The organism is Pseudoalteromonas sp. LC2018020214, assembly GCF_016598755.1.
In the GTDB taxonomy this organism is placed as follows: domain Bacteria; phylum Pseudomonadota; class Gammaproteobacteria; order Enterobacterales; family Alteromonadaceae; genus Pseudoalteromonas; species Pseudoalteromonas distincta.
Genome location: NZ_CP066804.1, coordinates 1,334,520 through 1,360,505, shown reverse-complemented (window position 1 = coordinate 1,360,505; position 25,986 = coordinate 1,334,520). Strand labels below are relative to the sequence as shown.

The 25,986-nt window shown below is 39.9% G+C and carries 19 protein-coding genes and 2 rRNA genes; 4 read left to right on the top strand and 17 right to left on the bottom strand.

What is annotated here, in order from left to right; genetic code table 11:
• Window positions 1–114 precede the first annotated feature (114 nt).
• The 3 genes from JG479_RS05995 (at window position 115) to JG479_RS05985 (ending at window position 2,365) form a co-directional block, all read left to right on the top strand.
• Window positions 115–852, top strand: a complete 738-nt coding sequence (locus JG479_RS05995) for a hypothetical protein (protein ID WP_200220124.1) — start codon at window positions 115–117, stop codon at window positions 850–852.
• Window positions 853–966: 114 nt separating this feature from the next.
• Window positions 967–1,881: a M14 family metallopeptidase gene (locus JG479_RS05990; RefSeq protein ID WP_200220123.1), complete on the top strand. Its 915-nt coding sequence runs from the start codon at window positions 967–969 to the stop codon at window positions 1,879–1,881.
• A 73-nt stretch (window positions 1,882–1,954) separates the two neighbouring features.
• Window positions 1,955–2,365: a hypothetical protein gene (locus tag JG479_RS05985; protein ID WP_039490155.1), complete on the top strand. Its 411-nt coding sequence runs from the start codon at window positions 1,955–1,957 to the stop codon at window positions 2,363–2,365.
• Between the two features lie 42 nt (window positions 2,366–2,407).
• On the opposite strand, the gene ccoG is transcribed toward JG479_RS05985, so the two are convergent.
• The 10 genes from ccoG to JG479_RS05935 form a co-directional block, all read right to left on the bottom strand.
• The gene (gene ccoG, locus JG479_RS05980) at window positions 2,408–3,790 is read right to left on the bottom strand and encodes a cytochrome c oxidase accessory protein CcoG (RefSeq protein ID WP_138488826.1); all 1,383 of its coding nucleotides are present in this window, start codon (window positions 3,788–3,790) and stop codon (window positions 2,408–2,410) included.
• Between the two features lie 146 nt (window positions 3,791–3,936).
• The gene (locus JG479_RS05975; protein WP_200220122.1) at window positions 3,937–5,355 is read right to left on the bottom strand and encodes a sigma-54 interaction domain-containing protein; all 1,419 of its coding nucleotides are present in this window, start codon (window positions 5,353–5,355) and stop codon (window positions 3,937–3,939) included.
• A gap of 94 nt (window positions 5,356–5,449) precedes the next feature.
• Window positions 5,450–6,754 (bottom strand): ABC1 kinase family protein, encoded by a 1,305-nt coding sequence (locus tag JG479_RS05970; RefSeq protein ID WP_200220121.1) that lies wholly within the window; start codon window positions 6,752–6,754, stop codon window positions 5,450–5,452.
• Window positions 6,755–6,822: 68 nt separating this feature from the next.
• On the bottom strand, window positions 6,823–7,377 hold the full coding sequence (locus JG479_RS05965) for a DUF1439 domain-containing protein (RefSeq protein ID WP_002960677.1): 555 nt from the start codon (window positions 7,375–7,377) through the stop codon (window positions 6,823–6,825).
• Window positions 7,378–7,472: 95 nt separating this feature from the next.
• A complete protein-coding gene (locus JG479_RS05960) occupies window positions 7,473–10,154 on the bottom strand; it encodes a DUF349 domain-containing protein (protein ID WP_200220120.1) in 2,682 nt (893 codons plus the stop codon).
• The gene (locus JG479_RS05955; protein WP_007378333.1) at window positions 10,144–10,425 is read right to left on the bottom strand and encodes a YeaC family protein; all 282 of its coding nucleotides are present in this window, start codon (window positions 10,423–10,425) and stop codon (window positions 10,144–10,146) included. The genes JG479_RS05960 and JG479_RS05955 overlap by 11 nt, the downstream gene beginning before the upstream one ends.
• 1 nt (window position 10,426) lies before the next feature.
• Entirely contained in the window at window positions 10,427–10,753 is a 327-nt protein-coding gene (locus JG479_RS05950) for a hypothetical protein (RefSeq protein WP_200220119.1), read from the bottom strand.
• A gap of 139 nt (window positions 10,754–10,892) precedes the next feature.
• Entirely contained in the window at window positions 10,893–12,395 is a 1,503-nt protein-coding gene (locus tag JG479_RS05945; protein ID WP_200220118.1) for an alanine/glycine:cation symporter family protein, read from the bottom strand.
• A gap of 379 nt (window positions 12,396–12,774) precedes the next feature.
• Window positions 12,775–13,902, bottom strand: a complete 1,128-nt coding sequence (locus JG479_RS05940) for a M14 family metallopeptidase (RefSeq protein ID WP_200220117.1) — start codon at window positions 13,900–13,902, stop codon at window positions 12,775–12,777.
• 183 nt (window positions 13,903–14,085) lie between these two features.
• On the bottom strand, window positions 14,086–15,528 hold the full coding sequence (locus tag JG479_RS05935) for a glyceraldehyde-3-phosphate dehydrogenase (RefSeq protein WP_002960684.1): 1,443 nt from the start codon (window positions 15,526–15,528) through the stop codon (window positions 14,086–14,088).
• 174 nt (window positions 15,529–15,702) lie between these two features.
• Here JG479_RS05935 and JG479_RS05930 point away from each other — a divergent pair, with 174 nt between their 5' ends.
• A complete protein-coding gene (locus JG479_RS05930; protein ID WP_193226254.1) occupies window positions 15,703–16,503 on the top strand; it encodes a DUF2989 domain-containing protein in 801 nt (266 codons plus the stop codon).
• 239 nt (window positions 16,504–16,742) lie between these two features.
• Here the strand turns inward: JG479_RS05930 and ihfA are convergent, their stop codons facing one another.
• The 7 genes from ihfA to JG479_RS05895 all read right to left on the bottom strand — a co-directional run bounded on the left by ihfA (window position 16,743) and on the right by JG479_RS05895 (window position 25,933).
• Window positions 16,743–17,042, bottom strand: a complete 300-nt coding sequence (gene ihfA / locus JG479_RS05925; RefSeq protein WP_002960690.1) for an integration host factor subunit alpha — start codon at window positions 17,040–17,042, stop codon at window positions 16,743–16,745.
• A 2-nt stretch (window positions 17,043–17,044) separates the two neighbouring features.
• On the bottom strand, window positions 17,045–19,432 hold the full coding sequence (gene pheT / locus JG479_RS05920) for a phenylalanine--tRNA ligase subunit beta (RefSeq protein ID WP_002960691.1): 2,388 nt from the start codon (window positions 19,430–19,432) through the stop codon (window positions 17,045–17,047).
• Between the two features lie 15 nt (window positions 19,433–19,447).
• Window positions 19,448–20,428, bottom strand: a complete 981-nt coding sequence (gene pheS, locus JG479_RS05915) for a phenylalanine--tRNA ligase subunit alpha (protein WP_039486289.1) — start codon at window positions 20,426–20,428, stop codon at window positions 19,448–19,450.
• Between the two features lie 343 nt (window positions 20,429–20,771).
• On the bottom strand, window positions 20,772–21,482 hold the full coding sequence (gene hda / locus JG479_RS05910) for a DnaA regulatory inactivator Hda (RefSeq protein ID WP_002960693.1): 711 nt from the start codon (window positions 21,480–21,482) through the stop codon (window positions 20,772–20,774).
• The gene (locus JG479_RS05905) at window positions 21,482–22,537 is read right to left on the bottom strand and encodes a DUF2066 domain-containing protein (RefSeq protein ID WP_200220116.1); all 1,056 of its coding nucleotides are present in this window, start codon (window positions 22,535–22,537) and stop codon (window positions 21,482–21,484) included. The genes hda and JG479_RS05905 overlap by 1 nt, the downstream gene beginning before the upstream one ends.
• Window positions 22,538–22,797: 260 nt before the next feature.
• A 5S ribosomal RNA gene (gene rrf / locus JG479_RS05900) occupies window positions 22,798–22,912 on the bottom strand.
• 146 nt (window positions 22,913–23,058) lie between these two features.
• Window positions 23,059–25,933: ribosomal RNA gene (locus JG479_RS05895) — 23S ribosomal RNA — on the bottom strand.
• Between the last annotated feature and the right edge of the window lie 53 nt (window positions 25,934–25,986).

Below are 25,986 nucleotides of genomic sequence, written 5' to 3'. Positions count from 1 at the left end.
CATTTACAAATAGCGTGTTGTGTAACAATGCACAAATACACTTAATATATTTACTAGGTATATCCGCAATTAAACAATTACTTATAGCTAATTCAGTGGTTAAAAGGAGCTAACATGCTTAAAAAGTGCATTACCACAACTGCTTTAATTTTATTATTATGCGCATGTACATCAGAAACAGAGTCGAATTTAATAAAAACAAAAGGAATTTGGGCAGGCTTTGAGCTGGTTTCTGACGGTAACCGCACGCGTGTTAACGCAGAACTAAATGCGGGCGATGCTAATGGCTCAAACATTGTTTTAAGCGATAGCGACTCATTACAAGCTGTTGTTAATAACACTGCTATTGTACTTACAAAAGATACCGACTTTTTAGACGTTGATTACCAAGCGTATATAAATGCCACTGACGATAACCAACAGTTTGATATTAAATTTAAACGAGACGATGGCATAAATGCGAATTCAGGTGTGGAACTACCTTTAAATTTTATTATTTTAACCCCGAGTAACAACCAAACTTTTAGTATTAATAGTCTCCTTACAGTTCAGTTAGATGGCACTGATCCCAATAGTACTAGTCAAGTAGAACTTAGCAGTAGCTGCACTAACAATAATAATGAAACACTTTTACAATCAATGCTTTTTGCGCTTGGCACTTCGCGCCTTGAAATAGATTTGCAAAGCTTAGATATGTTTAGCAGCTCGCAAGTAGATCAAAGTAAAACGTGTAGTTTAACCGTTAGTGTAAAGCGTGAACGAGTAGGTAGTATTTCGGGTGAGTTCGCAAACCAAAGTTATATTAAAGCCCAGCAATCACGCGCTATTAAAAATATGACTTTAACGTTTTAATTTGCACGCTAATTTACTCAGCGTTAAGCTACGCCTTTATTAAGTAATTTTACCAATTGTAATTGCCCTCCTTATTTATAGGAGAACAAATAACAGTTGATATAAAGGTTTATTATGACTAACAGCACATACCCTATTGGCACACCAGGCAAAAAATGGAATAACAACGATAAAGCCCAGTGGTTAGCACGCCAAAACATTAAACGCAGTTACCAAAACGAAGTCGTAACGCTAATTAATGACCTTAAAAGCACCTTAGATATAGAGCAATACGGCGAGCTTAATTACGCCGCTGGTACTTACCCATTATATATATTAAAAACGCCTAACTTTAATGCCAATAAACCAACTGTTTTAATCACCGGTGGTGTACATGGCTACGAAACCAGTGGCGTACATGGCGCACTTAGATTTGCTAAAACATCTGCTATGCAACACTCTGAGCAGTTTAATATTGTTGTTGCGCCCTGCATTAGCCCTTGGGGATATGAAACAATAAATCGCTGGAACCCTGATGCTATTGATCCTAACCGCTCATTTTACGAAGGCAGCCCAGCACAAGAGTCAGCAGCTATTATGGCGTTTGTAAAATCACTCGATGTAGACTTAGTTGCTCATATTGATTTACACGAAACAACCGACAGCGATAACAGTGAATTTAGACCCGCACTTGCTGCCCGTGAAGGCACAACAAACACTAATTGGAACATACCTGATGGGTTTTATTTAGTGGCCGATACCAATAAGCCTGAGCCTGAATTTCAAAAAGTAATTATCGAAGATGTAGCAAAGGTCACGCACATTGCACCGAGTGATGAAAATAACCAGTTAATAGGCGTCCCTCAAGAGCAATTTAGCGTTATTAATTACGCAGCACGCGATTTAGGTTTGTGTATGGGCTTTACAGATGCACCCTATGTAACCACAACAGAGGTATACCCTGATAGCCCAACAGCCACAGATGAAGAATGTATTTTGGCGCAAGTAGCGGTTATTAAAAGCGCCCTTAACTATATTAAAGCACTTTAATAAGTTTGCAGCCGCTTGTACCCTCTTGGCTGCTAAACTAAATTTAGATAAAAAGCTAATTTAGGAGGTATTAATGGAATACAAAAATAAAAACGGACACGTTAATTTATCGCTTGAAAATAATATAGTTATTGCACAATTTAGCGGAAACCTAGAACTTGAGCTTTTAAGTAATTTTAAAATAGCGCTTTTTGAAACCATTCAATCATTTAAAGGCGAGAAATGGGGTTATATAAGTGACTCATCAAACGTTGTAGCTGCAACCCCGCAGGCCGAGCAAGAAATGGTAGCCATAAGCCACAACATGCAGCAGAATAACTGTTTAATTAGCGCGTTTGTGCTTACATCACCTATTGCTATAAGCCAAATGCAACGAATAATGCAAAACGCCAAAAGAGACGTTTCTTTCAAAGATTGTCTTTTTGATAACCTAGAATCGGCAAAGCATTTTATTTTAAATGAATTAAACAACGACTTGAGCTAGGTAAAGCTCAAGCCATTGTTTATATAGAGCTTATATACTGTACTAATTTTTATAAAATTGACTGTCTTTGGTTATAGTAATGCTGGCATCTTCTTGCGCTGTTACTACAAATTGTAACTTACTCACTTTGTGCGCAATATTGTAACCATCGGCTGTTACAGTAACGGGGACTCTTTTCATTGCACCTGGCTGTATAAGTGTAGAACTTGGACTTGAGAGTGTTGCTTCTGGCAAGCCCTCTATGGCAATACTGTAATGCAGAGCTTGCTGCGTTTTATTAATAATAGTAAGTGTATAAGGGTTTTCTACCAGGCCCTCGTAGTTCACTCTATAAAGCGCATTCCTATCGCGTAGTACTGAGGCTTCTATTGGTGTACGTTGCAGCATCCATGCAAACATAGAAATTATTAACAAAGCCGTTAATGCGCCGTATCCTATTAGTTTTAATCTAAATGGATTGGTTTTTTTACCTTCCATTTGTTTTTCACTGGCGTATTTAATTAAGCCTTTTTGATAACCAAATTTCTCCATAGTATCGTCGCAAGCATCAATACATAAGCCACAGTTTATACATTCATATTGTAAGCCATTTCGAATGTCTATACCTGCCGGGCAAACCTCTACACATAAGTTACAGTCTACACAGTCACCTAAGTTAAGCTCTTTTGGATCGGCTTTGCGTTTACGCGGTCCACGACTTTCACCTCGCTCGTTATCATATGTAACAAGCAACGTATCTTTATCAAACATAACAGCCTGAAAACGAGAATAAGGGCAAGCAATAGTGCACATTTTTTCGCGTAAAAACCCTGCATTACCGTAAGTGCAAAAAGCGAATAAAAACACCCAAAAGCTCGTAATACCTGACCATTCAAATGTAAGCATTTCCATATACAAACTTTTTGCTGGAATAAAATACGCCATAAACGAGGTGGCGGTTAAAACTGAAATAACAATCCACGCACTGTGCTTAGTTATTTTTTTGCGCCAAGTACTTAGCGTCCACTGAGATTTATCTAATTTAATTCGCTGATTTCGCGTGCCTTCAATGCGCTGCTCTACCCACGAAAACATGAGCATCCATATTGTTTGCGGGCACGTGTATCCACACCAAACCCGACCAAGCCAGTTGGTTACAAAAAATAACGCAAAAGCCCCCACCATGAATAGCAGGGCTAAAATCATAAAATCTTGAGGAAGGAGTGTTAAACCGAAAATAGTAAAGGTTTGCGTTGCCACATCAAGCAGCACAGCTTGTTGACCGTTATATTGGATCCACGGTATTGCAATAAAAGTTAGCATTAACAGCCAGCCTAAATTACGGCGTATGCGCTGAAAAAACCCTTTCTGCTCGCGGATATAAATTGGCCCTTCGGTGTTATAGGGCTTAATGATCATGTCTTCTTCTTTAATATCAAACTTCATAGTACTTGCTTCATAATGACGGGTATTAAGCAAGTATTTGCAACTTTCAGACCAAACTGAAAATTTAACTACTTAATTGATATTAAAGAAATTATTTTGAAAAAATAAAAAACAACCTCGCGATATAAAGCGTACTTCGCGATATATCACGAATTTTTAGCGATCCCTAACTTTCGCATTTTTGAGCGTAGTGTACTCTCAGGTAAGCCCAATTTAACTGCTGCTCCTTTATCACCTGATATTTGCCAGTGCGATAACACAAGAACAGAGGTTATATGCTGCTTTTGCGCTTCATCGAGCGTAAGTGAAGGATTAATAATAACTTCACCACCCGCTTGCAAAGGCTGACTTAGCTGAAGTACCGCTTGATTAGATAAAATAGCTTCGCGTTCAAGTACATTTTGCAGCTCTCTAATATTACCTGGCCAATCATAAGCCTGCAGCTGCGTAATTGCTTTTTTACTTAGCCCTTTTAAGTTTTTCCCGAGCCGTTTATTTATCTGCGCAATTAAATTAGCGCATAAATAAGGAATATCCTCTTTTCGATCTTTAAGGGCGGGTACTTTTATAGGAAATACATTGAGCCGATAATACAAATCAATTCTAAACGTGCCTTTTTGTACCATTTCCCACAGGTCGCGATTAGTCGCTGCAATGACTCTAATGTTTACTTTTAGCGTATTACTGCCACCCACACGTTCAAACTCTTGTTCTTGCAAGACTCTCAGTAATTTACTTTGCGCCTCAAGTGGAAGCTCTGCTATCTCATCTAAAAACAAGGTGCCTTTATCAGCAAGTTCAAAGCGCCCTTTACGACGTTCATTGGCACCTGTAAACGCGCCCTTTTCATGGCCAAACAATTCCGACTCTAGCAAGCTCGGGGTAAATGCAGCGCAATTAACTTTTATAAAGGCCTGTTCGCTACGTTTGCTCAGCCTATACAAGTTACGGGCTACCAACTCTTTACCCGTGCCATTTTCGCCAAGTATAAGCACTGTGCTGTCGGTTTCACTTACCAGTTTTATTTGATCTAACATGGTTTGAAATATATGGCTTTGTCCAACTAGCCCTGAGTCTTGCCAGTCTTCGTTGAGCTCTGCAATTAAGTAGTTGTTTTCATCTTTTAGCTGCTCACTTAAGTGCTTTACTTGAGTAAGTGCCTCTTGCAGTGCATTTTGTGTTTGCTGTTGCAGTGATATATCGCGAAATACCGCTACAGCACCAATTAACTTATCATTTTGATAAACCGGTGTTGAGGTGTATTCTACTGCAAATGAGCTACCGTCTTTGCGCCAAAAAACTTCATTTTTAACTTCACGACGCTTTCCGTCAAACATGGTGCAGTAAATTTGGCATTCATCAGCGGGATAAGGTGTGCCATCAGCATGAGTATGGTGATGATATTGGTGTATTTTTTTACCTAATAGTTCCTCAGCGCACCAACCTGTCATGCGCTCAGCGGCAGGATTAACAAATACCGCATTACCCAATAGGTCAAAACCGTATATGCCCTCACCAACTGCGTTTAGCAATAATTTAGGATCGTTTAAAAATTGTTTTATCATAAAATACACCTCGCGAAATATCGCGAGCATTATGGCGATTTTATACGCTAAGTGCACTCATTACTTAAAGTGCACTTACGCGTAAGTTAAAACGCTATAAATAGTGCTTAAATAACGTTTTTACATCTATTTTTGCACCTAGCCTTGCGGCTATTAAATAAAGTCCTGCAAGTTTTCGGTGGATAAATAGCGCATCAACGGGCGGTGTATGCCATTGTTGAGATTGCGCACTAAGGGCAAGCCCTGCATTTTTAATTTTGAGCGCGAGTTCGCTATTTTTAAAATCAAATTCCCCTTCTGCTCTTAGCGGCTCGCACGCCATTAAAAATAAATCAATGACGTTGTTTTTATACTCGTCAACTAAGTCATTTTTAAAATAACCTATGTGTGATGCCGCTTTAAGTACACCTTCTCGGTTGTTTTCGCTACCCGCTTTAAATAAGGCTAAGTACGCTAAGCTAAGCTCGGTTGATATTTCTCGCGTTGCACCAAAATCAAATAAAACAATTTTTTGGGTCTCAAGCTGATAATGAAAGTTGGCAAAGTTAGGGTCGGTTTGAATTAATTTAAATTCAAACATTTCTTTAAAAAACAAATCAATAAGTTGCTCTGCAACAAAGCTTTTTTGACTATCTGGTAGCTCTGTAATGCTCTCAATAGGTTCTGCTTTTATATATTCCATAGTTAGCACTTGTTGTGTGCTGTGCTCTGGATATACGTTGGGTACTTTAAAGTGGGGATTAGTTGCTAATGCATTTTTATAACGTATTAAGTACTGAGCCTCACGTTTATAATCAGCCTCAGCTAATAACTGTGCCTTAGCCTCACCAATAAGTGGTTTAATATTAAGATCTTTTGGCAATAAACGAGAAATCGTTAATAAAGAAATAACGTTATCGACATCACTTACTACACTTTTTGCAATACCAGGGTATTGAATTTTAACAGCAAGCTGATCGCCATTTTCTTTATAAGCTAAATGAACTTGCCCTATAGAAGCCGCTGCAAAAGGTCTTAACTCAATATGAGAAAAACGCGCTAGCCACTCATCCCCCCATTGCTCTTTTAACACTTCAACAAGCTGCTTATGAGGCATTGGGTTGGCATCTGAGCGAAGTAAAGCAAGTAACTGAGCTAATTCAGGACTAAGTAGATCACCCGCATCCATTGAGAGCAATTGCCCGAGCTTCATTGCAGCGCCACGTAAATGTGATAGCTGTGTGGCTAGTTTTTCAATGTTTTTAGGTTGTAGCAGTAAGCTTTTATTATCCCAACCTTTACCTGTTAGCGCGCTCTTAGCACCATCAACTAACATGTTGGTAGCAACACCTGTGGCAAGTGAGCCTAATTTTGCAAATCGAGAAAGCCGAGAAGTGGGGACAGTACGAGGAGCCGCCATAATATTAAAACCTAATTAGCCTGAAAGTCAGGCTAATTAATACGTATATTGTAAGTAGGTAGATCTACTTATAGACGAGGTACTAGCTTAATTGCGCCTTCAACCACTTTCATATCAAGTGGAAGTTTACTAAGTAGCATCATTTTAGGGTCATCCATGTTTAATGTATAAACTGGGTTAACCGCTAAAAAAGCATTAATAACATCCATTGCTTGGCTATCAAGCGCACCTAAATTACCTTTAAAACCGCCGGCATCTACACTCGAATCAAGTAATTTAATATTACGTAAAAACACTGCTTTTTTCTCACTGTCGTAAAATGGGCTACCTTCAATTTGCAGCTTTAAACGCACAGGGTATTTAAGTGCGAATGCATTAATTTCAGCGCTCGAATCGGCACCAAGCACAACAACATCGCGGTTATCAGGACCAATGTTGACACTTAAGTCGTTTACATCAAACTGAACGGGTAAACCCATTAAGCTTACTTTTTCACTTAACTTTGGTAATTGCTTACCCAGTACAGATTCAACCTCAGAGTTGGTAAATGAATATACTGATATGCCTTGCGTGGTATTACAGGCAGTTAAAAATAACGCTGCAATAATAACTAAAATTCTCATGAGAACCCTTTTGTTTATGAATTAGTGATACATAAAAAAGCCGCTATTAAAGCGGCTTAGTAAAATAGTAACCAGCACATATTATGCTGGTTTTATTAAGCTGCAAGTGTCGCTTTAAGTCGCGTTAGTGTGTCAGGTTCAACTGAACCGTCACTGAGCGCTAATAACTGTTTTAAATAATAGTTTAAATCAGCATGATCGCCACGATGTTTGTCATCTAGCATGGCTACTTGTTCTGCCATTCTAAGTGACTTATCGGTTGAACTTACGTTCGCTAGTATTTCCATGCGAGTAATAAGTTGCTCTTTACTTAATGTTGTTTTAAGCGGTGCTTGATACTGACTTGGTAACGCTTCATTGTTTTCAAGTGCAGTAATTAATGCATCTAAATTAGCTTGCTCAGATTTACTTGTAAGCAATGCAAGCTTGTCTTCAATAGCAGCTAGTAGCTTAGTAACCTTTGGCGCTAACGATCTAAATTGCGTGTACTCTTTCACTTTTGTTTCGAGGTCGTGCAACTGCGCTCTTTGATTAACATCACTAAGTGCTGCTTCAAGCTCAGCAAGTTCTGCAATTGCTTGCTTATCTGACTCGTTTTGCTCGAGTTTTTGCTGCTCAAACTCACTACTACGCTTGGTAAATGTTTCATCGTTATACTGACGAAACTTTTGCCATAACGCATTTTCAGCTTTTAAACCAGCAAAGCCAATGGTTTGCCATTGCTGCTGCATTTGCTTCAACTCTTGGCAAGCAGCGGCTAAATCATCGCTTTGTGATAATTGCTGCGCTTTTTCTACTAACTCATTTTTAAGTGCTGCATTACTTTTATGAAATGCGTTTAATAAAGCCAGTACTTGTTGTTGCTCATTTTTATAACGATCGTTTAGTGTACGGTATGTTTTAGGGTCAACTTTACCCACACTACGCCACGCTTTATTTAAACGATTGTATTGGCTTTCATATTGTTTCCAATCAAAGTCATCCTCAGCAGTTGGCTGTAAATGGAGCGCATGCATGTCGTTAATAATATTTTCACGTTGTGCTTTTGATGCTTCGCGTTGCACTTCTTGCTCTGCGAAGTAACTACGGCAAGGCGCAAATAACAACTCGATTTGTTCATCAAACTGCACGCCTTGTTGCTTTTCTTCATCTGTATCTAAACGACCTAACTCATTCCAGCGTTTACGTAGCGCTTTTACTTGCTCTGCGCGTTGTTGTGGGTCTGTACACTCTTCGCTTACTAATGCACTTACTTCTTCTAATAAAGCTTTACGCTTTGGTGCTGCAGCGTATTTTTGCCAATCTTTCGCATCTGCAAGTTGCGCTTCAAGGTCTGCTTTTATATTCACAAGTGGCTGCTGATATTGCTCAGTAAGTGTATTAAATAACTCTTCAAAGCCTTTAAACACGCCAAAAGCAACATTAAAACGACCTTCTTCAATTAGGCGCTTAACATCACGAGCTTTGCGCTTTGCTTGGCTTTGGTTTTTTTCAAGTGGCTTAACTAGCTCATTCATTGGTGCTAAAAATTGCTTTTTATGCCCATTTAACTGTGTTTTAAAGGTACTTTGCAGTGCGCCATCTAAAATATTCAAATGATTACGCGCTGCTTTAAAGCCATTATTAAATTCAGTTAGAGTTGCATCGTATTGTGCTAAATCTTCTGCTGGCTTAATTTCGCATAATGCTGCAAAAGCGAGTTTGTACTCTTTAATAGCCGTTGTTAGCTCGGGTAATTTAGCAACTTGAGTAAATAGTTTTTCTAACTTGCTTACAGCGAGTTTTGATTGTGCATTATTAGCAAGTTCTGTTTCGCTAATAGCTTGCTTAGCTTGCGCTACTTTTGCATCAAGCCAATCTTGTTGAATTTGCTCTGGAGTTTCAAGACCAAGCTGTAAGGCATTTTCAATTTCTTCACCTAGAGCTTCAAGTGTTGCAAGTGCTAATAATTGACGCTGTTGTTGCGCTAATTGCTGCTGCTCTTTGTCATGTACTGCTTTTAGCTGTTCAATGTGTGCATCTAACTTAGTAGTAATAGAAATGTATTTTTCATCAAGCAGTTTTACACGCTCATCACTTAACCATTTAAGCTCAAGTGCTTGCCACTGGGCCATTAATTCGCCGGCTTGTGAATTTACAACACCAAAATCTGTTTTTTCACGTAAAGCATTTAACTTAGCTAAAATAACACGTGTTGCACTTTCAACCTGAAGTGGCATTTCAATTGCTAAACGCTCATTTTCAATATGCGTTTCAAGTGCTGCTTTTGCATCACCTTTTGCATGTTTTACTAATGGCTTAATTAATTGATGGGTAATAACAAGTTCAACTAACTGAGTTTGTAGCTCTTCGCTACCTTCCTTAAATGCTTTTTCTACTAATTTTGGATTTGCTAAACGTTTTAATAATTTAACGCGTACTTGCAGTTCTTTTTCTGCAAATGCTAACTTTTCGAGTGTTTTAACAGGTGCAAAACGCTCTATGTATTCACTTTTGATTTGCGCTGTTAGTGTACTTTCGCTATTTAAAACAGCATTAGATATTTGCAGCTCTGCTATATCTTTTAATGCTTGATCTTGTTTATACGCTTTCCACCATAGCGGCAAATTATTTACCTTTTGCAGCGCTTTACGGCGAATTTCAGCTGAGCTATCTTCAAGTGCTAACGTGTTTAATATGGTTGCATCACGTTCAATGTCTAATTTTTCGATAGCATCAAGACGTACTTGTTGCTTTGGGTGTTTCCACTTAGGTGTAAAAAGGTGCTTAAAGATCATGTTCACTAAACCTAGCTATTTCGTTGTCTGATTTAAATTCTTTTTGTAGTTGAGCTTTTGTCTTTTGGATCATTTCACCATTAGCACCAATCGTAAATTGCTCGTTTGATTGAGCCACCTTTGCTTGATACAACATAACCAACTGCACTGTTTGTTGCTTTTGTTCATCTGATAAAACGGTACCGTCTGGCCACTTGCCAGTAGAAGCACCGTATTGTAAGCGTTCGAATAATTCGGGAGTAATATTTTGTACAAGATTGTCGATGTTCATGTCATTTTTTCTTTTTTAGAGTCACTAAAATAATACGATTTACAAGGTACCAAATACAGCCTATGCCTATCGCGGCAGTGTAAGCATACCACTGAAGTGTTTCTTCTTGCGGTTGTAAAAAGTACAAGCAGAAAAAACCACCTAAAAATAAGATAAGCGCCAAAAAGGAGTGATTTATAAACATCTGCTTTTTTTTAATTCGCTGTTCGCGCTGAAGTTGTAAAACTTGCTCGTCGTTTAGCTCTGCAATGTTGCTTTTGCAATGCGGACATTGCTTATGTTTATCTGAAATTGATTTTGCACATTTTGGGCAACGAATAATCGCCATACTTCTCTCCATACTACGCATAAAAAAAGCGCCTTTCGGCGCCTTTATTGTACTTGTTTTATTTCTCGTTGTCTTTTTTGAATTCAAACCAACAACTGATTTAGGGGCTATAATTTTCTAAGTTGCCCACTAAGTTTAATTACTCAGCGTCTTTTGACTGTTTCTCTAGACGCTTTTCCCAAAACGAGGCGTTTTTAATCCCTAATTTAACTGGATCAAATGTGATTTTTCCGCCTTTTTTCTTCTGATCCTCATAATCGCTCAAACATAACAAAGCTGGCTTAGCTACAAAGAAAATAGCTAAAATACCCAATATGTTAATCCAAGCCATTAAGCCAACACCAATATCTCCAATAGTCCAGATATAACCTGAATTATTAACCATACCGTATGCAACCATGAACATAATCACAAATTTCACAAGGACAAGCGGGATATTGCCTTTAAAGTAACGATTTAAGTAAGCAATATTTGTCTCTGCAATGAAGTAATAAGCAAGTATTGTGGTAAAGGCAAAGAAGAATAATGCAATACCGACAAATGCTTGTCCAAAGCTGCCAAATACACTAAATAAAGCCATTTGAGTAAAGGCTGCTGAGCCTACTTCAGTGGCTGCATCTACATTTTGTACAATAAACTGTCCTGCTGGTAAATCACCCACAACATTATATTGCTGCGTTATTAAAATCATTAATGCTGTTGCAGTACATACAAAAATGGTATCAACATAAACCGAAAAAGCTTGTACTAAACCCTGTTGAGCTGGGTGATCAACCTCTGCAGCAGCTGCAGCATGAGGCCCACTACCTTGGCCAGCTTCATTAGAATATATACCACGCTTAACACCCCAACCAATAGCAGCACCAAAACCTGCCTGCGCAGTAAATGCATCACTAATAATTAAATAGAATATATCAGCTACTTTATCTAAATTTAAAAATACTACGATTAATGCCAGTACTATGTAACCAAGCGCCATAAATGGCACTACAACTTGCGTAAAGTTTGCAATACGCTTTATACCGCCAAAAATAATAAACGCTAAAACAATAAGGATGATTGCTAAAGCGACTAACTTAAAGCTACCTACGTCACCAAAGCTAGTAGTAACCATGTTGCCACTGCCAAACACTTGGGTAAACGCATTACCTACTGCATTTGCTTGCACGCCAGGTAGAAAAACACCACAGGCAATAATCGCTGAAACAGCAAATAAAACAGCTAGCCACTTTTGCCCTAAACAACGGTCAAAATAGTACGCTGGGCCACCACGGTATTGCCCATCTTCTTCTGCTTTATAAATTTGGCCTAAAGTAGACTCTGCGTATGCAGTACTTGCACCTAAAAATGCAACAACCCACATCCAAAAAATTGCGCCTGGTCCACCAAAGCCGATAGCGGCAGCAACACCAGCAATATTACCAACGCCTACTCGTCCAGACAACGATACTGCAAGGGCTTGAAAAGATGAGATACCTTTATCAGACGTGTTAGGACTAAATAATAACTTACACATTTCTTTAAAATGTCTAACTTGAGCAAATCGAGTTAATACTGAATAAAACAAGCCTGCGCCTAGGCATAAATAGATGAGTGCATTACTCCAAACAACATCATTAACAGCACTTACAAAAGCTTCCATGGATATCCTCTATAGTTATATTTATTATTTTTAATTACGAGACTCTGCTTTAGCTACTACGCTACATAAGCTTTACGAAATAAGGTTTTACCTCTCCCGTCCCGACTCATGATTTAATTAATCTTAACTTAAGTAACCTAACTTTGTTAACACTTAATTTTCAAAATATATAATTACACACTTGGCGAAAGGCACTACATCTGTAGTATTTAAATGAAAGTAGATTGATTTGTACCGATACGGTGATGATACGCAGCGAAGAAGCGTTGAAAACGTTTTAAGAATAAAGCTGCTATATGATTATTATTTTTTTATACAAAGGGTTTTATTAAAAGCAAAAAGGGTATCAAAACTATTGATACCCTTTTAGATAAGCGTTTTATCTTAAATCATCAACAACATTAACAATAGCCGCTAACGTATCTTGACCAAATTGATACGAACGACGGTCTGACCAGCCATAATCTGGATCAGGTAAATCGTTGTTATCTTTAAATGGCATTTCAATTGTGTACGTTAATGCTTTAAATTCTTCAGCCGTGGCTGATGAACCTACAGTTAGGTTAGCTTGACCTGGCTCATCTTTTGGATAGCCATGCTCATCTTGAAACTCTGGTGTAATAGTTAAAAGCGCAGCTTTAAAGCTATCTTCTAAGCCTTTTAAGCGTTCATCGTAACTTGGAATACCTTCACTGCCTGCCACAAAGTTATATGGGATAGCTTCATCGCCGTGTATGTCTAAGTGCATATCTAAGCCAGCTTCGCGCATTTTATTAAGCACTAAGTAAACCTCAGGGCTGTTTTCCATACTTGGTGTTTGCCATTCACGGTTTAAGTTAACACCTTTAGCGTTAGTACGAAGGTGTCCACGTGCGCTGCCGTCTGGATTCATATTAGGCACAACGTAAAATACTGCTTTTGATAAGAGCGCAGCTGCATGTGGGTCTTCGTCATCAAGAAGTTTGTGCAGTAGACCTTCAACATACCACTGCGCCATTGTTTCACCTGGGTGTTGACGTGCTGTGATCCAAATGGCTTTCTTGTCTTCACTTGGCTCACCAATTTTAAGCACACTCATATCGCGGCCATCGAGTGTTTCACCAAGCGTTATTAATTGGCAAGCGCCTTGGCTTTGTGCCCAAGATAATAGATCTAAATGGCGGTCGTAACTGTATGGTGCAAAGTAAGCAAAATATACGCTGCCGCACTCTGGTTCAATTTCAAAGCTTAATGTGCCATTTTCATAGCTTGATGGTACACGAAACCATGTTTGGCGGTCATATGATGCAACGGCTTGATACCCTTCCCAACCATCTGGGTAAGCTGATTTATCAAGCTCATTAATATTTAACTTATGCAATTGGTAAGGTGTTGTTTCAAGACGAAAGTGAAACCACTGATAAAATTCAGACTGGTGATCTTTATTAATTTCTAATTGAATATTTAAAGGATCGGTGGCTTCAATAACTTTGATATTACCACTGTCGAAATTGCTGCTGATTTTCATGAAAAAACCTTTAGGTTGAATAAGTTTATCTGCTTATTAATTCACAGAACTGACATTATTTTATAAATAGTAAAACGAATGTGCACTTTCTTAATTAAAGCCTATCACAAGGCATACGCTTTAAAAATAATACACGACCAAAAAAGCCAGCAACATGCTGGCTTTTAAGTCACTGCAAATAAATTAGCGAGGTAAGCTTGGGAATGACACTTCGGCCATATCGCGCATACAACGAACTACTTGGCAGCTGTAACCAAATTCATTGTCGTACCATACATATAAAACAATACGGTTATCTTCAACAATTGTTGCTTGTGAATCAACAACACCTGCGTAACGGCTACCTACTAAATCGGTAGATACAATTTCCGTTGATGCAGTGTAATCAATTTGATCACGTAAGTCTGAATGAAGTGCTGTATCGCGTAAAAATGCGTTTAGCTCTTCAACTGATGTGCTTGTTGCTAAGTTAAGATTTAAAATAGCTAGCGACACATTAGGTGTAGGTACGCGGATTGCGTTACCTGTTAACTTGCCTTCAAGCTCTGGTAATGCTTTTGAAACCGCTTTTGCAGCACCTGTTTCAGTAATTACCATATTAAGTGCTGCGGCACGGCCACGGCGCTCTGCTTTGTGGTAGTTATCAATAAGGTTTTGATCGTTCGTGTACGAGTGTACAGTTTCAACATGGCCATTATTGATACCAAACTTATCGTTTAGTGCTTTAAGCGTTGGTGTAATTGCATTGGTTGTACAGCTTGCTGCACAAACAATTTTATCTTCAGGTAAAATATCTTTGTTATTAACACCATATACGATGTTTTTGATATTACCCTTTGCAGGAGCTGTTAATAATACTTTTGCAGCGCCCTTACACTCTAGATGCTGGCCAAGGCCCGCTTCGTCTTTCCAAATACCTGTGTTATCAACAATTAAAGCATTATCGATACCGTATTGAGTGTAATCAATTTCGCTAGGAGAGTTAGCGTAAATAACTTGAATGTAGCTACCGTTAGCTTTAATTGCATTGCGTTCTTTATCAATCGTGATTGAGCCATTGAATGGACCGTGAATTGAATCACGACGCAGTAAGCTTGCACGCTTTTCAAGATCCCCATCTTTACCACCACGCACAACAATAGCGCGCAAACGTAAATCTGAATATGGACCTGATTTTTCAATTAATAAGCGCGCTAATAAACGACCGATACGACCAAAACCATACAATACTACATCGCGTGGCTCTTTCGCTGGTGAGTCTGTTATTTCTGCAAGTTCATCTTTTACAAACTCTTCTACTGAACGACCTTTTGCGGCTTCAGTGAACAAATAGCTATATGCAAGCTTACCAATATCAATACGTGCTGAGTTTAATTCCATTTTGCTGATAGCTTCTAAAAATGGGAAGCTTTCGCGCAAACGTAATTTAGTGCCTTCAAACTGAGCAACGGTTTTGTGAGATTTGATAATATCGATAGTACTGGCATTTACGAGAGGACGGCCATATACAGCGATTTCGATACCACGATTACGGTAAAGCTTACCAATGATTGGTTGCATGCTTTCTGCGTAATCTTGGCGCTCTTGCCAACTATTTGTGTATTCTAACTCGTGAGATGAGGTCATTTTATTTACCTAAGTTTATCATTTTGAACGGATAGCCTTTAAAAATGCACTATATTTTGAGAGTAATGCACTTCAGGCAGGGCTATTCTAATTTAAACTGAAGTTATTCTCTACTGTTAGGCGTTAAATGATTGCGTTAGAATAACAAAGTAAATATTCATTTGGGGTTAAGGAATGCTTAAAAAAGCAAGTGTACTATTGGGTTTGCTAACATTGGCAGGGTGTGAAGAGCCGTTAACACTCGCACAAGTGTGCAAAGAAACACCTGGCTTTTGTAGCGACTTAAACAAAGACAGTCACTGCAAGGATGAGCGTTCTGATGTAATTATCAAACGCTACATAGAATACAAAGACCCTACTGATGAAAATAAATACCAATTACTCAAGGACTTTGAATCTTATAACCAATGCATAACTTTGGCCGCTAAAATTGAACATATTAAGTTAAAAGCTAAAAAAACGTCACGTATTGATGGTCAATTAACGAGTATTAAAGAAATGACTCGGTTATATCAAGATACCCAAAATACAAACCACCCAGGTTTGCTCTACTACCAATGGTCACGAAATAACAACCAAAGTGCGTTGACTAAATTATTGGCTATAGAAAATGATAAAAGTGTAACACAAAGTGCCGAAATGCAATTTTTTTTAGCATCGTACTATATTAAATTTGATGATGAAAAAACCATTGATTTACTTTATAAAACTCTAGAGCTCAATAAAAAAGACAACATACCGAATCCGGAAGTGTATACATCACTTATTAGTCTTTTTTATAAACATGATAAGTTTAAGCACGCATATATATTTTCTAAAGTAGCGAAAATGTCGGGGATTGAAAATATTGATGTATTTGAAATTGAGCAGAAATTAGTCGCAAATGGTAAAAGCTTAGATAGCCTAGATGTACTTGCAGAGCAAACATTTCAGCAAATAATGGCAGGTGATTTTGTATCTCCTCGAGAGTTTTAATTTATAATCGCAAAAATAACCTAATACCAATCTGCTTATGTATGGGGTCTATTTAACGTTAAGAAAATTACGCTAGAACTAGGCAAAAACTTTTGTATCTAGTTGTTCTAGATAAAAATATTTTAACGACGTTATAGTGCTATTTAATTCGTTAAATTGATCAAAGATTTATGCAGGTTGGTATAATTTAATAACTAGGTTATTCAGGCAAATAAAAAGGCAGCTTACGCTGCCTTTTTTTATTTTGCTTTGCTTGTGCCCACTTCTACGCGGGTTTTAAGCTTTTGACCTGGTCGAAAAGTCACCACGCGACGTGCCGAAATAGGAATATCTTCGCCTGTTTTCGGGTTGCGGCCTGGTCTTTCTTTTTTGTCTCGAAGATCAAAGTTACCAAATCCAGAGAGCTTAACCTGCTCGCCTTTTTCTAGCGCTGAGCGGATTTCTTCAAAAAACGCTTCAACTAAATCTTTGGCATCTTTTTTATTGATCCCGAGCTTTTCAAATAGGTGTTCAGCTATGTCGGCTTTAGTAAGCGCCATATCTAGTCCCTCAACGATGCATTAAACTGTTCGGCCAATTCGGCCACCACGTTATCAACTACTAGATTGATATCTTTCTCTTCGAGTGTTCTATCAACCGCTTGCAGTGTTAGAGCAATCGCCAAACTCTTATAATTTGGCTCAATACCTTTGCCCTTATACACATCGAATAAGTTTAGGTCAACCAATTGATTTCCGCCAACTTTTTCGATCACGCTTAAAATGTCGCCAGATTTAACGCTGTCTGCCACTAAAATCGCGATGTCGCGGCGATTTGAAGGGAATTTAGACACCCCTTCTGCTTGCGGTAAATTTCTTTTTTCTATTGCTGACATTTCAATTTCAAAAACAAAAGTTGCGTTGTTGATATCTAACGACTTTTGAGCTTGAGGATGTAAAGCACCAAAAAAACCAACCTTTTTACCATCAACATATATTACTGCTGATTGACCAGGGTGAAGTCCATCTGACTGCTCGGCTTTAATTTCAAAGCGAGTAATGTCATTGGTAATTGCAAGTAAGGCTTCAACATCACCTTTTAAATCGTAAAAATCAACATTACGTTTTTCTTCAACCCAATGCTCGCCATTTACAAGGCCTGTTATAACACCGCCAATAACCGGCACTTGGTAAACACCGTTTTCTGCACTTTCGTCGCTTATAAATTTAAGACCATGTTCGAATAAACGAATACGAGGCTGTTGGCGATTTTGGTTATAAGCTACAGACGCTAATAAACCGGGCATTAAACTTACACGCATTGCTGACATTTCAATTGAAATAGGATGCGGTAATACCATTGCTTTACACTCTGGGTGTAAAATAGCTTGTGCTTTAGGGTCTACAAAGCTGTATGTAATTGCTTCTTGGTAACCACGAGTCACTAACGTATTGCGGAACTTGCTAAGCGCAATAGTTGCTTCGTTATGTGTCGTCATTTTAAGTTTTGCAGTTGGTGCAACATTTGGAATGCTGTTGTAACCGTAAACACGTGCTACTTCTTCAATTAAATCTTCTTCGATGCGAATATCAAAACGGTAGCTTGGTACGTCCGCACTCCAGCTTTCATTTTCTACTTTAACATCAAGACCTAAACGCGTAAGAATATCTGTTACTTTAGCATCTTCAATATGATGACCAATAACACGGTCTAAACGTGCACGACGAAGACGTACTTCAGTCACTTTTGGTAGCTTATCAGCCGCAACAGCTTCAACTACAGGGCCTGCTTGACCACCTACAATCTCGAGAAGAAGTGCTGTTGCACGTTCCATTGCATCGTGTTGTAGAGCAAAATCAACACCGCGTTCATAACGGTGTGAAGCATCAGTGTGCAAACCGTAGCTACGTGCTTGCCCTGCGATTGCAACAGGATTAAAAAATGCGCTTTCAAGTAATATATCAGATGTTTTATCTGTAACACCTGATTGCTCACCACCAAAAATACCTGCAATTGCAAGTGCTTTATTGTGATCGGCTATCACAAGTGTTGTGTCGTTTAATTTAGCGGTATTACCGTCTAATAAAACAAGTTCTTCGCCTGCGTTTGCACTACGAACTTTAATACCACCTTCAATCGCATTTAAATCAAACGCGTGCATTGGGTGACCAAGTTCAAGTAATACATAGTTAGTAACATCAACTACAGGATCGATTGAACGTACGCCACTACGACGTAATTTTTCAACCATCCAAAGTGGTGTTTCAGCATCAAGGTTAATGCCTTTTATCACACGGCCAAGGTAACGAGGACATGCATCTTCATTAACTAGCTCAATTGATACTTTGTCATCAATTGTTGGCGTAACCGCTGGGATATCTAATACATTTACGTCAATGCTATTTAAAACACCTACTTCACGAGCAAGGCCTTTAATGCCTAAACAATCACCACGATTTGGTGTTAAGTCAACATCAATAATATTGTCATCAAGACCTAGATAGTCACGTAAATCAGTGCCTACTGGTGCATCGCTTGGCAATTCCATAATGCCGTCGCCTTCTTCGCTAATACCTAGCTCAACAAAAGCACATAGCATTCCGTTTGAAGGTTGGCCGCGTAGTTTGGCTTTTTTAATTTTAAAGTCACCAGGAAGTACAGCGCCCACAGTTGCAACAGCAACTTTAATACCTAAACGACAATTTGGTGCACCACACACGATATCAAGTAGCTCATCGCCACCTACGTTAATTTTGGTAACACGCAGTTTATCTGCATCAGGGTGTTGTCCACATTCAACAACTTCACCAACAACTACGCCATTAAATTTGGCAGCAGCAGGCTCAACACCATCAACTTCTAGACCAGCCATTGAAAGCTGTTCCGAAAGAGCTTGCGTATCAATAGCAGGATTAACCCACTCTCTTAACCACTTTTCACTAAATTTCATTTTATTGTTTCACTCTTAACGGAACTGGTTCAGGAATTTTAAGTCATTTTCGAAAAATGCACGCAAATCGTTTACGCCATAGCGCAACATAGTTAAACGCTCTACACCCATGCCAAAGGCAAAGCCGGTGTATTTTTCTGGGTCAATGCCCACAGACTTAAGTACATTTGGATGTACCATGCCGCAGCCTAGTACTTCTAACCACTTACCGTCTTTACCCATAACATCTACTTCAGCTGAAGGTTCTGTAAATGGGAAGAATGAAGGACGGAAACGAATTTCCATATCTTCTTCAAAGAAGTTACGTAAAAAATCATGCAAAATACCTTTTAACTCAGTAAAGCTAACATCGGTATCAACCATTAAACCTTCAACCTGGTGGAACATTGGTGTATGTGTTTGGTCGTAATCATTACGGTATACACGTCCAGGTGAAATAATGCGCAGTGGTGGCTGCTCAGTTTCCATAGTACGAATTTGCACGCCACTGGTTTGTGTGCGTAGTACTAATTTAGGATTGAAATAAAAGGTATCATGATCAGCACGTGCTGGGTGGTGCTCTGGGATATTTAGCGCATCGAAGTTATGAAAATCGTCTTCGATTTCTGGACCAGATTTAACTTCAAAACCTAACTCACCAAAAAAGCTTTCTATACGCTCAATAGTGCGCGTAACTGGGTGTAAACCGCCGGTAGGCATAACACGCCCTGGTAGAGTTACATCTATAGTTTCAGCAGCTAGCTTTTCTTCAAGTGCTTTACTTGCAAGCAATTCACGCTTTTCGTTAATAGCAACTTGCACATCTTGTTTAGCTTGGTTTATAACTTGGCCTGCTTCTTTACGTTCTTCAGGTGCTATTTTACCTAACGTTTTAAGTAAGCTAGTGATTTCGCCTTTTTTACCAAGGTAATTAACCCTGATATCTTCTAACTGCGCTATTTCACTGGCACTGGCTACCGCCTCAAGTGCTTGCGCTAATATGTTTTCTAAGTTCATTCGATACCTGATCTTTCACAGAAGGTGATTGCTTAAGAGCGTGTTGGCCTTTCAAGATTGCTTTCAACTGTGTGATTGGCAAATAAATAAGGTTAGGCATTGGGCTGTAGTTTCTACATAACTCATGCAATAACGCTAAATAAAGACCAAACACGTGTTGTTTGAAGTGTTTATCTTGAAGGCTACTCTCTTTGTTGTTCGGGTTTTACATATAAAAACTATGCTAATGTCCTCACGACGCGATTAAAGCACACTTAAGTTAAACAAATTCCAATCAGGAAAGGTAAACACGCTCTGATAATAGCTTATGATAACTGAAAGCAGGGTCTAGATTCTAGACCTACTACAGCTTTAACGTTGATTTTATAAAAGGAATAGTTAATTTTCGCTGTGCAGCCATAGATGCATGATCTAATTTGTCGAGTACATCTAATAAAGCTCGCATATCACGGCTTAAACGGGTTAATAAAAAGCGTGCACACTCATCACTTAATTCAAGGCCGCGCATGTGAGCGCGCTTAACAAGCGCTTGTGCTTTATCGTCATCACTCATAGAACGAATTTGAAAGGTTGTTCCCCACGTTAGACGAGACTCTAAGTCAGGCAGAGATATATTGAGCATGCTAGGAAGTAAATCAGCAGTTACTACTAACATTTTACCGGGTTCGTTAAACCGGTTAAAAAAGTTAAATAGTGCTTTTTCCCACGCATCATTCCCTGCAACTAAATGCACGTCATCAATACATAGAACATCAAGCGCTTCTAAACCGTCTAATACCATAGGTCCAAAGTCAATTACTTCGCGCATAGACAGCAGCATATTAGATAAGCCACGCTCTTGTGCTTTTATGCAGGTTGCATACAAAAGGTGAGACTTGCCCGAATCACCTAAACCACATAGGTATGTATACTGAAACGTTTTTGCTAATTTGGAAAAGCTATCTTTTAGGTGATTAACCTCCAAAGAGTCTTCTCCCCCAAAATATGATGCAAAGGTTTCGTCATCCGGTAAAGTAACCGGTAGTGCCATTTGCATCGGCTCAGACATTAGCATTATGGTGTTACCCATTGATACTCTAAGCTATTTTTATCAACAACATGATAAAATGCGCGTGGATCCTCATAATCTTTAAATGAAGAGTCTAGCCCTAACCCTTTTTTAAGATCACTCAAGTTACCAGTATGGTTTAGTTTAAATTCAACAAATTCCGGTGTTTTACGAACAATTTTGACTTGCGTAACAACACTTAGGCTCAATAATCTTCGTTTCGATAATTCTATATCAACAAAACTTTGTGTGCCTTTTAGCGTGAGCGTAGCAGTTGCTTGTTCATAATAAGCATTTGGATCAATTGCATACTCGCTTGCAAGGCCTCGTGCTAAGGTGTCAATCATCTGGCTAACTATTTGCTGCTTATCACCGGTTAATCGATTTGAATCAAATTGATCATCATTAGTAAAACGCCAATCTAAAATCCAATTTTCGCTATCTGCTTCTTTATACATTCTAGCTGTAATACTTCGCTCAGCACTGTAGCGTCTAGAGGCCTCTTCTACTGGTTCTGAAAAGTTACCCCACACCTCAGGAATGCCTACTAGACGTCGATCTTGTAAATCAAGTAATGGAACAACAACAGGTAAACCACGACGCCCTGCTTTGTCATAAATTAACTGCTCTAACTGCGGATAACTTTCTTGTGTTACTAATTCTCTGCGCCAATTGTCTTCAATACCTAACCATATTGCGACTAATGGACGTTGTACTCCCCATAAAGGTAAGTTTAACTCTTTGATTAGCGCGTTGATCTTTCGAGCTTCAAATTTAACAACGAGTTTCAATTGTCCATTTGCTCTCTCGTCATATTCAAACTTAAGCATATAATCAGAAATATCTTTAGTACGTTGCTGCGCTAATTTATTTTGATCCGCAGTTTCATCACCGCTTACTTTCACTAAAACATTAAGCAAAGCTTTACGACTCGCAGCTAATCGAGTATCTCGTGATTTGTCATCCACTTTTAAAATATCTTGATATAGATCAGTTACTTCAACTGCCGACACAGAAAAACAAAATAAAATGGATATGGCGCTAATTAATAATCTATACACAGGCTGTTAGTTCTTGGTTTTAAACTGATTTGATCCTAAATCAAAGACAGTAACAAAGCAAAATTAAATTTGTTATCTAAGGAAATGAGAGTAATTAGCTTTTATAAAAAATAAAAAAATTAAATTAACGTCAGAAGTCGCTAAGCTCCCCGACCTACGTGATGGGTGTTGATGTGAATGTGTGTTAATTGCGCGTATTTCACTTTTCTGCAGGCGTAAAAAAGCCCGACTATTTCTAGTCGGGCTTTCTACAATTTGAAGCCTGGTAATGTCCTACTTTCACATAGTAAATGCTACACTATCATCGGCGCTGTTTCGTTTCACTACTGAGTTCGGCATGGAATCAGGTGGGTCCAAAACGCTATTGTCACCAAGCAAATTTGGGCGTTAATACGTATTTCTGCGCATTAACTGAATTTGGAAAATATCTGATAATATTTTTTAAGTTTTTCTTTAAGTAATTTCTACTTTAGTCATATTAACTTCTGTCAAACTGTCGCATAAAACGCGTTTGGCGTTGTATGGTTAAGCCTCACGGGTAATTAGTACAAGTTAGCTTAATGGCTCACACCACTTCCACATCTTGCCTATCAACGTTGTAGTCTTCAACGGCCCTTCAGAGACTTTAAAAGTCTAGTGAGAACTCATCTCGAGGCCTGCTTCGCGCTTAGATGCTTTCAGCGCTTATCAGTTCCGAACGTAGCTACCGGGCAATGCCATTGGCATGACAACCCGAACACCAGCGGTTCGTTCACTCCGGTCCTCTCGTACTAGGAGCAACCCCTCTCAATTCTCAAACGCCCACGGCAGATAGGGACCGAACTGTCTCACGACGTTCTAAACCCAGCTCGCGTACCACTTTAAATGGCGAACAGCCATACCCTTGGGACCGACTTCAGCCCCAGGATGTGATGAGCCGACATCGAGGTGCCAAACACCGCCGTCGATATGAACTCTTGGGCGGTATCAGCCTGTTATCCCCGGAGTACCTTTTATCCGTTGAGCGATGGCCCTTCCATTCAGAACCACCGGATCACTATGACCTACTTTCGTACCTGCTCGACGTGTCTGTCTCGCAGTTAAGCTGGCTTCTACCATTACACTAACCGTACGATGTCCGACCGTACTTAGCCAACCTTCGTGCTCCTCCGTTACTCTTTAGGAGGAGACCGCCCCAGTCAAACTACCCACCAGGCACTGTCCGTAACCCCGATTCAGGGGCCAACGTTAGAACATCAAAACTACAAGGGTGGTATTTCAAGGTTGACTCAACAACAACGTCGTCGCTGCTTCAAAGTCTCCCACCTATCCTACACATGGTTTCATGTTCAGTGCCAAGCTGTAGTAAAGGTTCACGGGGTCTTTCCGTCTAGCCGCGGGTACACAGCATCTTCACTGCGATTTCAATTTCACTGAGTCTCGGGTGGAGACAGCGTGGCCATGGTTACACCATTCGTGCAGGTCGGAACTTACCCGACAAGGAATTTCGCTACCTTAGGACCGTTATAGTTACGGCCGCCGTTTACCGGGGCTTCGATCAAGAGCTTCTCCCTAAGGATAACCCCATCAATTAACCTTCCGGCACCGGGCAGGTGTCACACCGTATACGTCATCTTGCGATTTTGCACAGTGCTGTGTTTTTAATAAACAGTCCCAGCCACCTGGTCACTGCGGCTCCCGTCCGCTTAGAGAGCAAGTCTCATCACAGATAGGAGCGTACCTTCTCCCGAAGTTACGGTACGATTTTGCCTAGTTCCTTCACCCGAGTTCTCTCAAGCGCCTTAGTATTCTCTACCTGACCACCTGTGTCGGTTTGGGGTACGATTCCATATAATCTGAAGCTTAGAGGCTTTTCCTGGAAGTATGGCATCAACAACTTCATCACCGTAGTGACTCGTCTCGTGTCTCAGTCTTAATAGCAACCCGGATTTACCTAAGTCGCCAACCTACTCACTTTCACATGGACTACCAACGCCATGCTTGTTTAGCCTGCTCCGTCCCCCCATCGCAATTATATCGAGTACAGAAATATTAATCTGTTTCCCATCGACTACGCCTTTCGGCCTCGCCTTAGGGGTCGACTTACCCTACCCTGATTAACATGGGATAGGAACCCTTGGTCTTCCGGCGTGGGAGTTTTTCACTCCCATTATCGTTACTCATGTCAGCATTCGCACTTCTGATACGTCCAGCATACCTCCCGGTACACCTTCAACCGCTTACAGAACGCTCCCCTACCACTCAGAATAAATTCTGAATCCGCAGCTTCGGTGCATAGTTTAGCCCCGTTACATCTTCCGCGCAGACCGACTCGACCAGTGAGCTATTACGCTTTCTTTAAAGGATGGCTGCTTCTAACCTCCTGGCTGTCTGGGCCTTTCCATCGTTTCCCACTTAACTATGACTTTGGGACCTTAGCTGGCGGTCTGGGTTGTTCCCTCTTCACGACGGACGTTAGCACCCGCCGTGTGTCTCCCGGATATTACTTTACGGTATTCGGAGTTTGCAAAGGGTTGGTAAGTCGGGATGACCCCTAGCCTTAACAGTGCTCTACCCCCCGTAAGTATTCGTCCGAGGCTCTACCTAAATAGATTTCGGGGAGAACCAGCTATCTCCCGGTTTGATTAGCCTTTCACTCCTAGCCACAGGTCATCCCCTAACTTTTCAACGTTAGTGGGTTCGGTCCTCCAGTTGATGTTACTCAACCTTCAACCTGCCCATGGCTGAATCACCGGGTTTCGGGTCTATACCTTGCAACTAGTCGCCCAGTTAAGACTCGGTTTCCCTACGGCTACCCTATTCGGTTAACCTCGCTACAAAATATAAGTCGCTGACCCATTATACAAAGGTACGCAGTCACCCAACAAGTGGGCTCCTACTGCTTGTACGTACACGGTTTCAGGTTCTATTTCACTCCCACACAGGGTTCTTTTCGCCTTTCCCTCACGGTACTGGTTCACTATCGGTCAGTTGGGAGTATTTAGCCTTAGATGATGGTCCACCTATATTCAGTCAAAGTTTCACGTGCTCCGACCTACTCGATTTCACTTAAAATGTCTTTTCATGTACGGGACTATCACCCTGTATCGTGGCACTTTCCAGAGCCTTCCATTAACACATAATAAGCTTAAGGGCTGTTCCGATTTCGCTCGCCGCTACTTTCGGAATCTCGGTTGATTTCTTTTCCTACGGGTACTTAGATGTTTCAGTTCTCCGCGTTCGCCTCGTTAACCTATGTATTCAGTTAACGATACCTGCAAGCAGGTGGGTTTCCCCATTCGGAAATCCTAGTCTCAAGCGCTTTTTACTAGCTTGACTAGGCTTATCGCAAGTTAATACGTCCTTCATCGCCTCCAACTGCCAAGGCATCCACCGTGTACGCTTAGTCACTTAACCATACAACCCAAACGGGTCTTTGTTTTGTGACAGTTTAACTTCGCCAGAAGTTA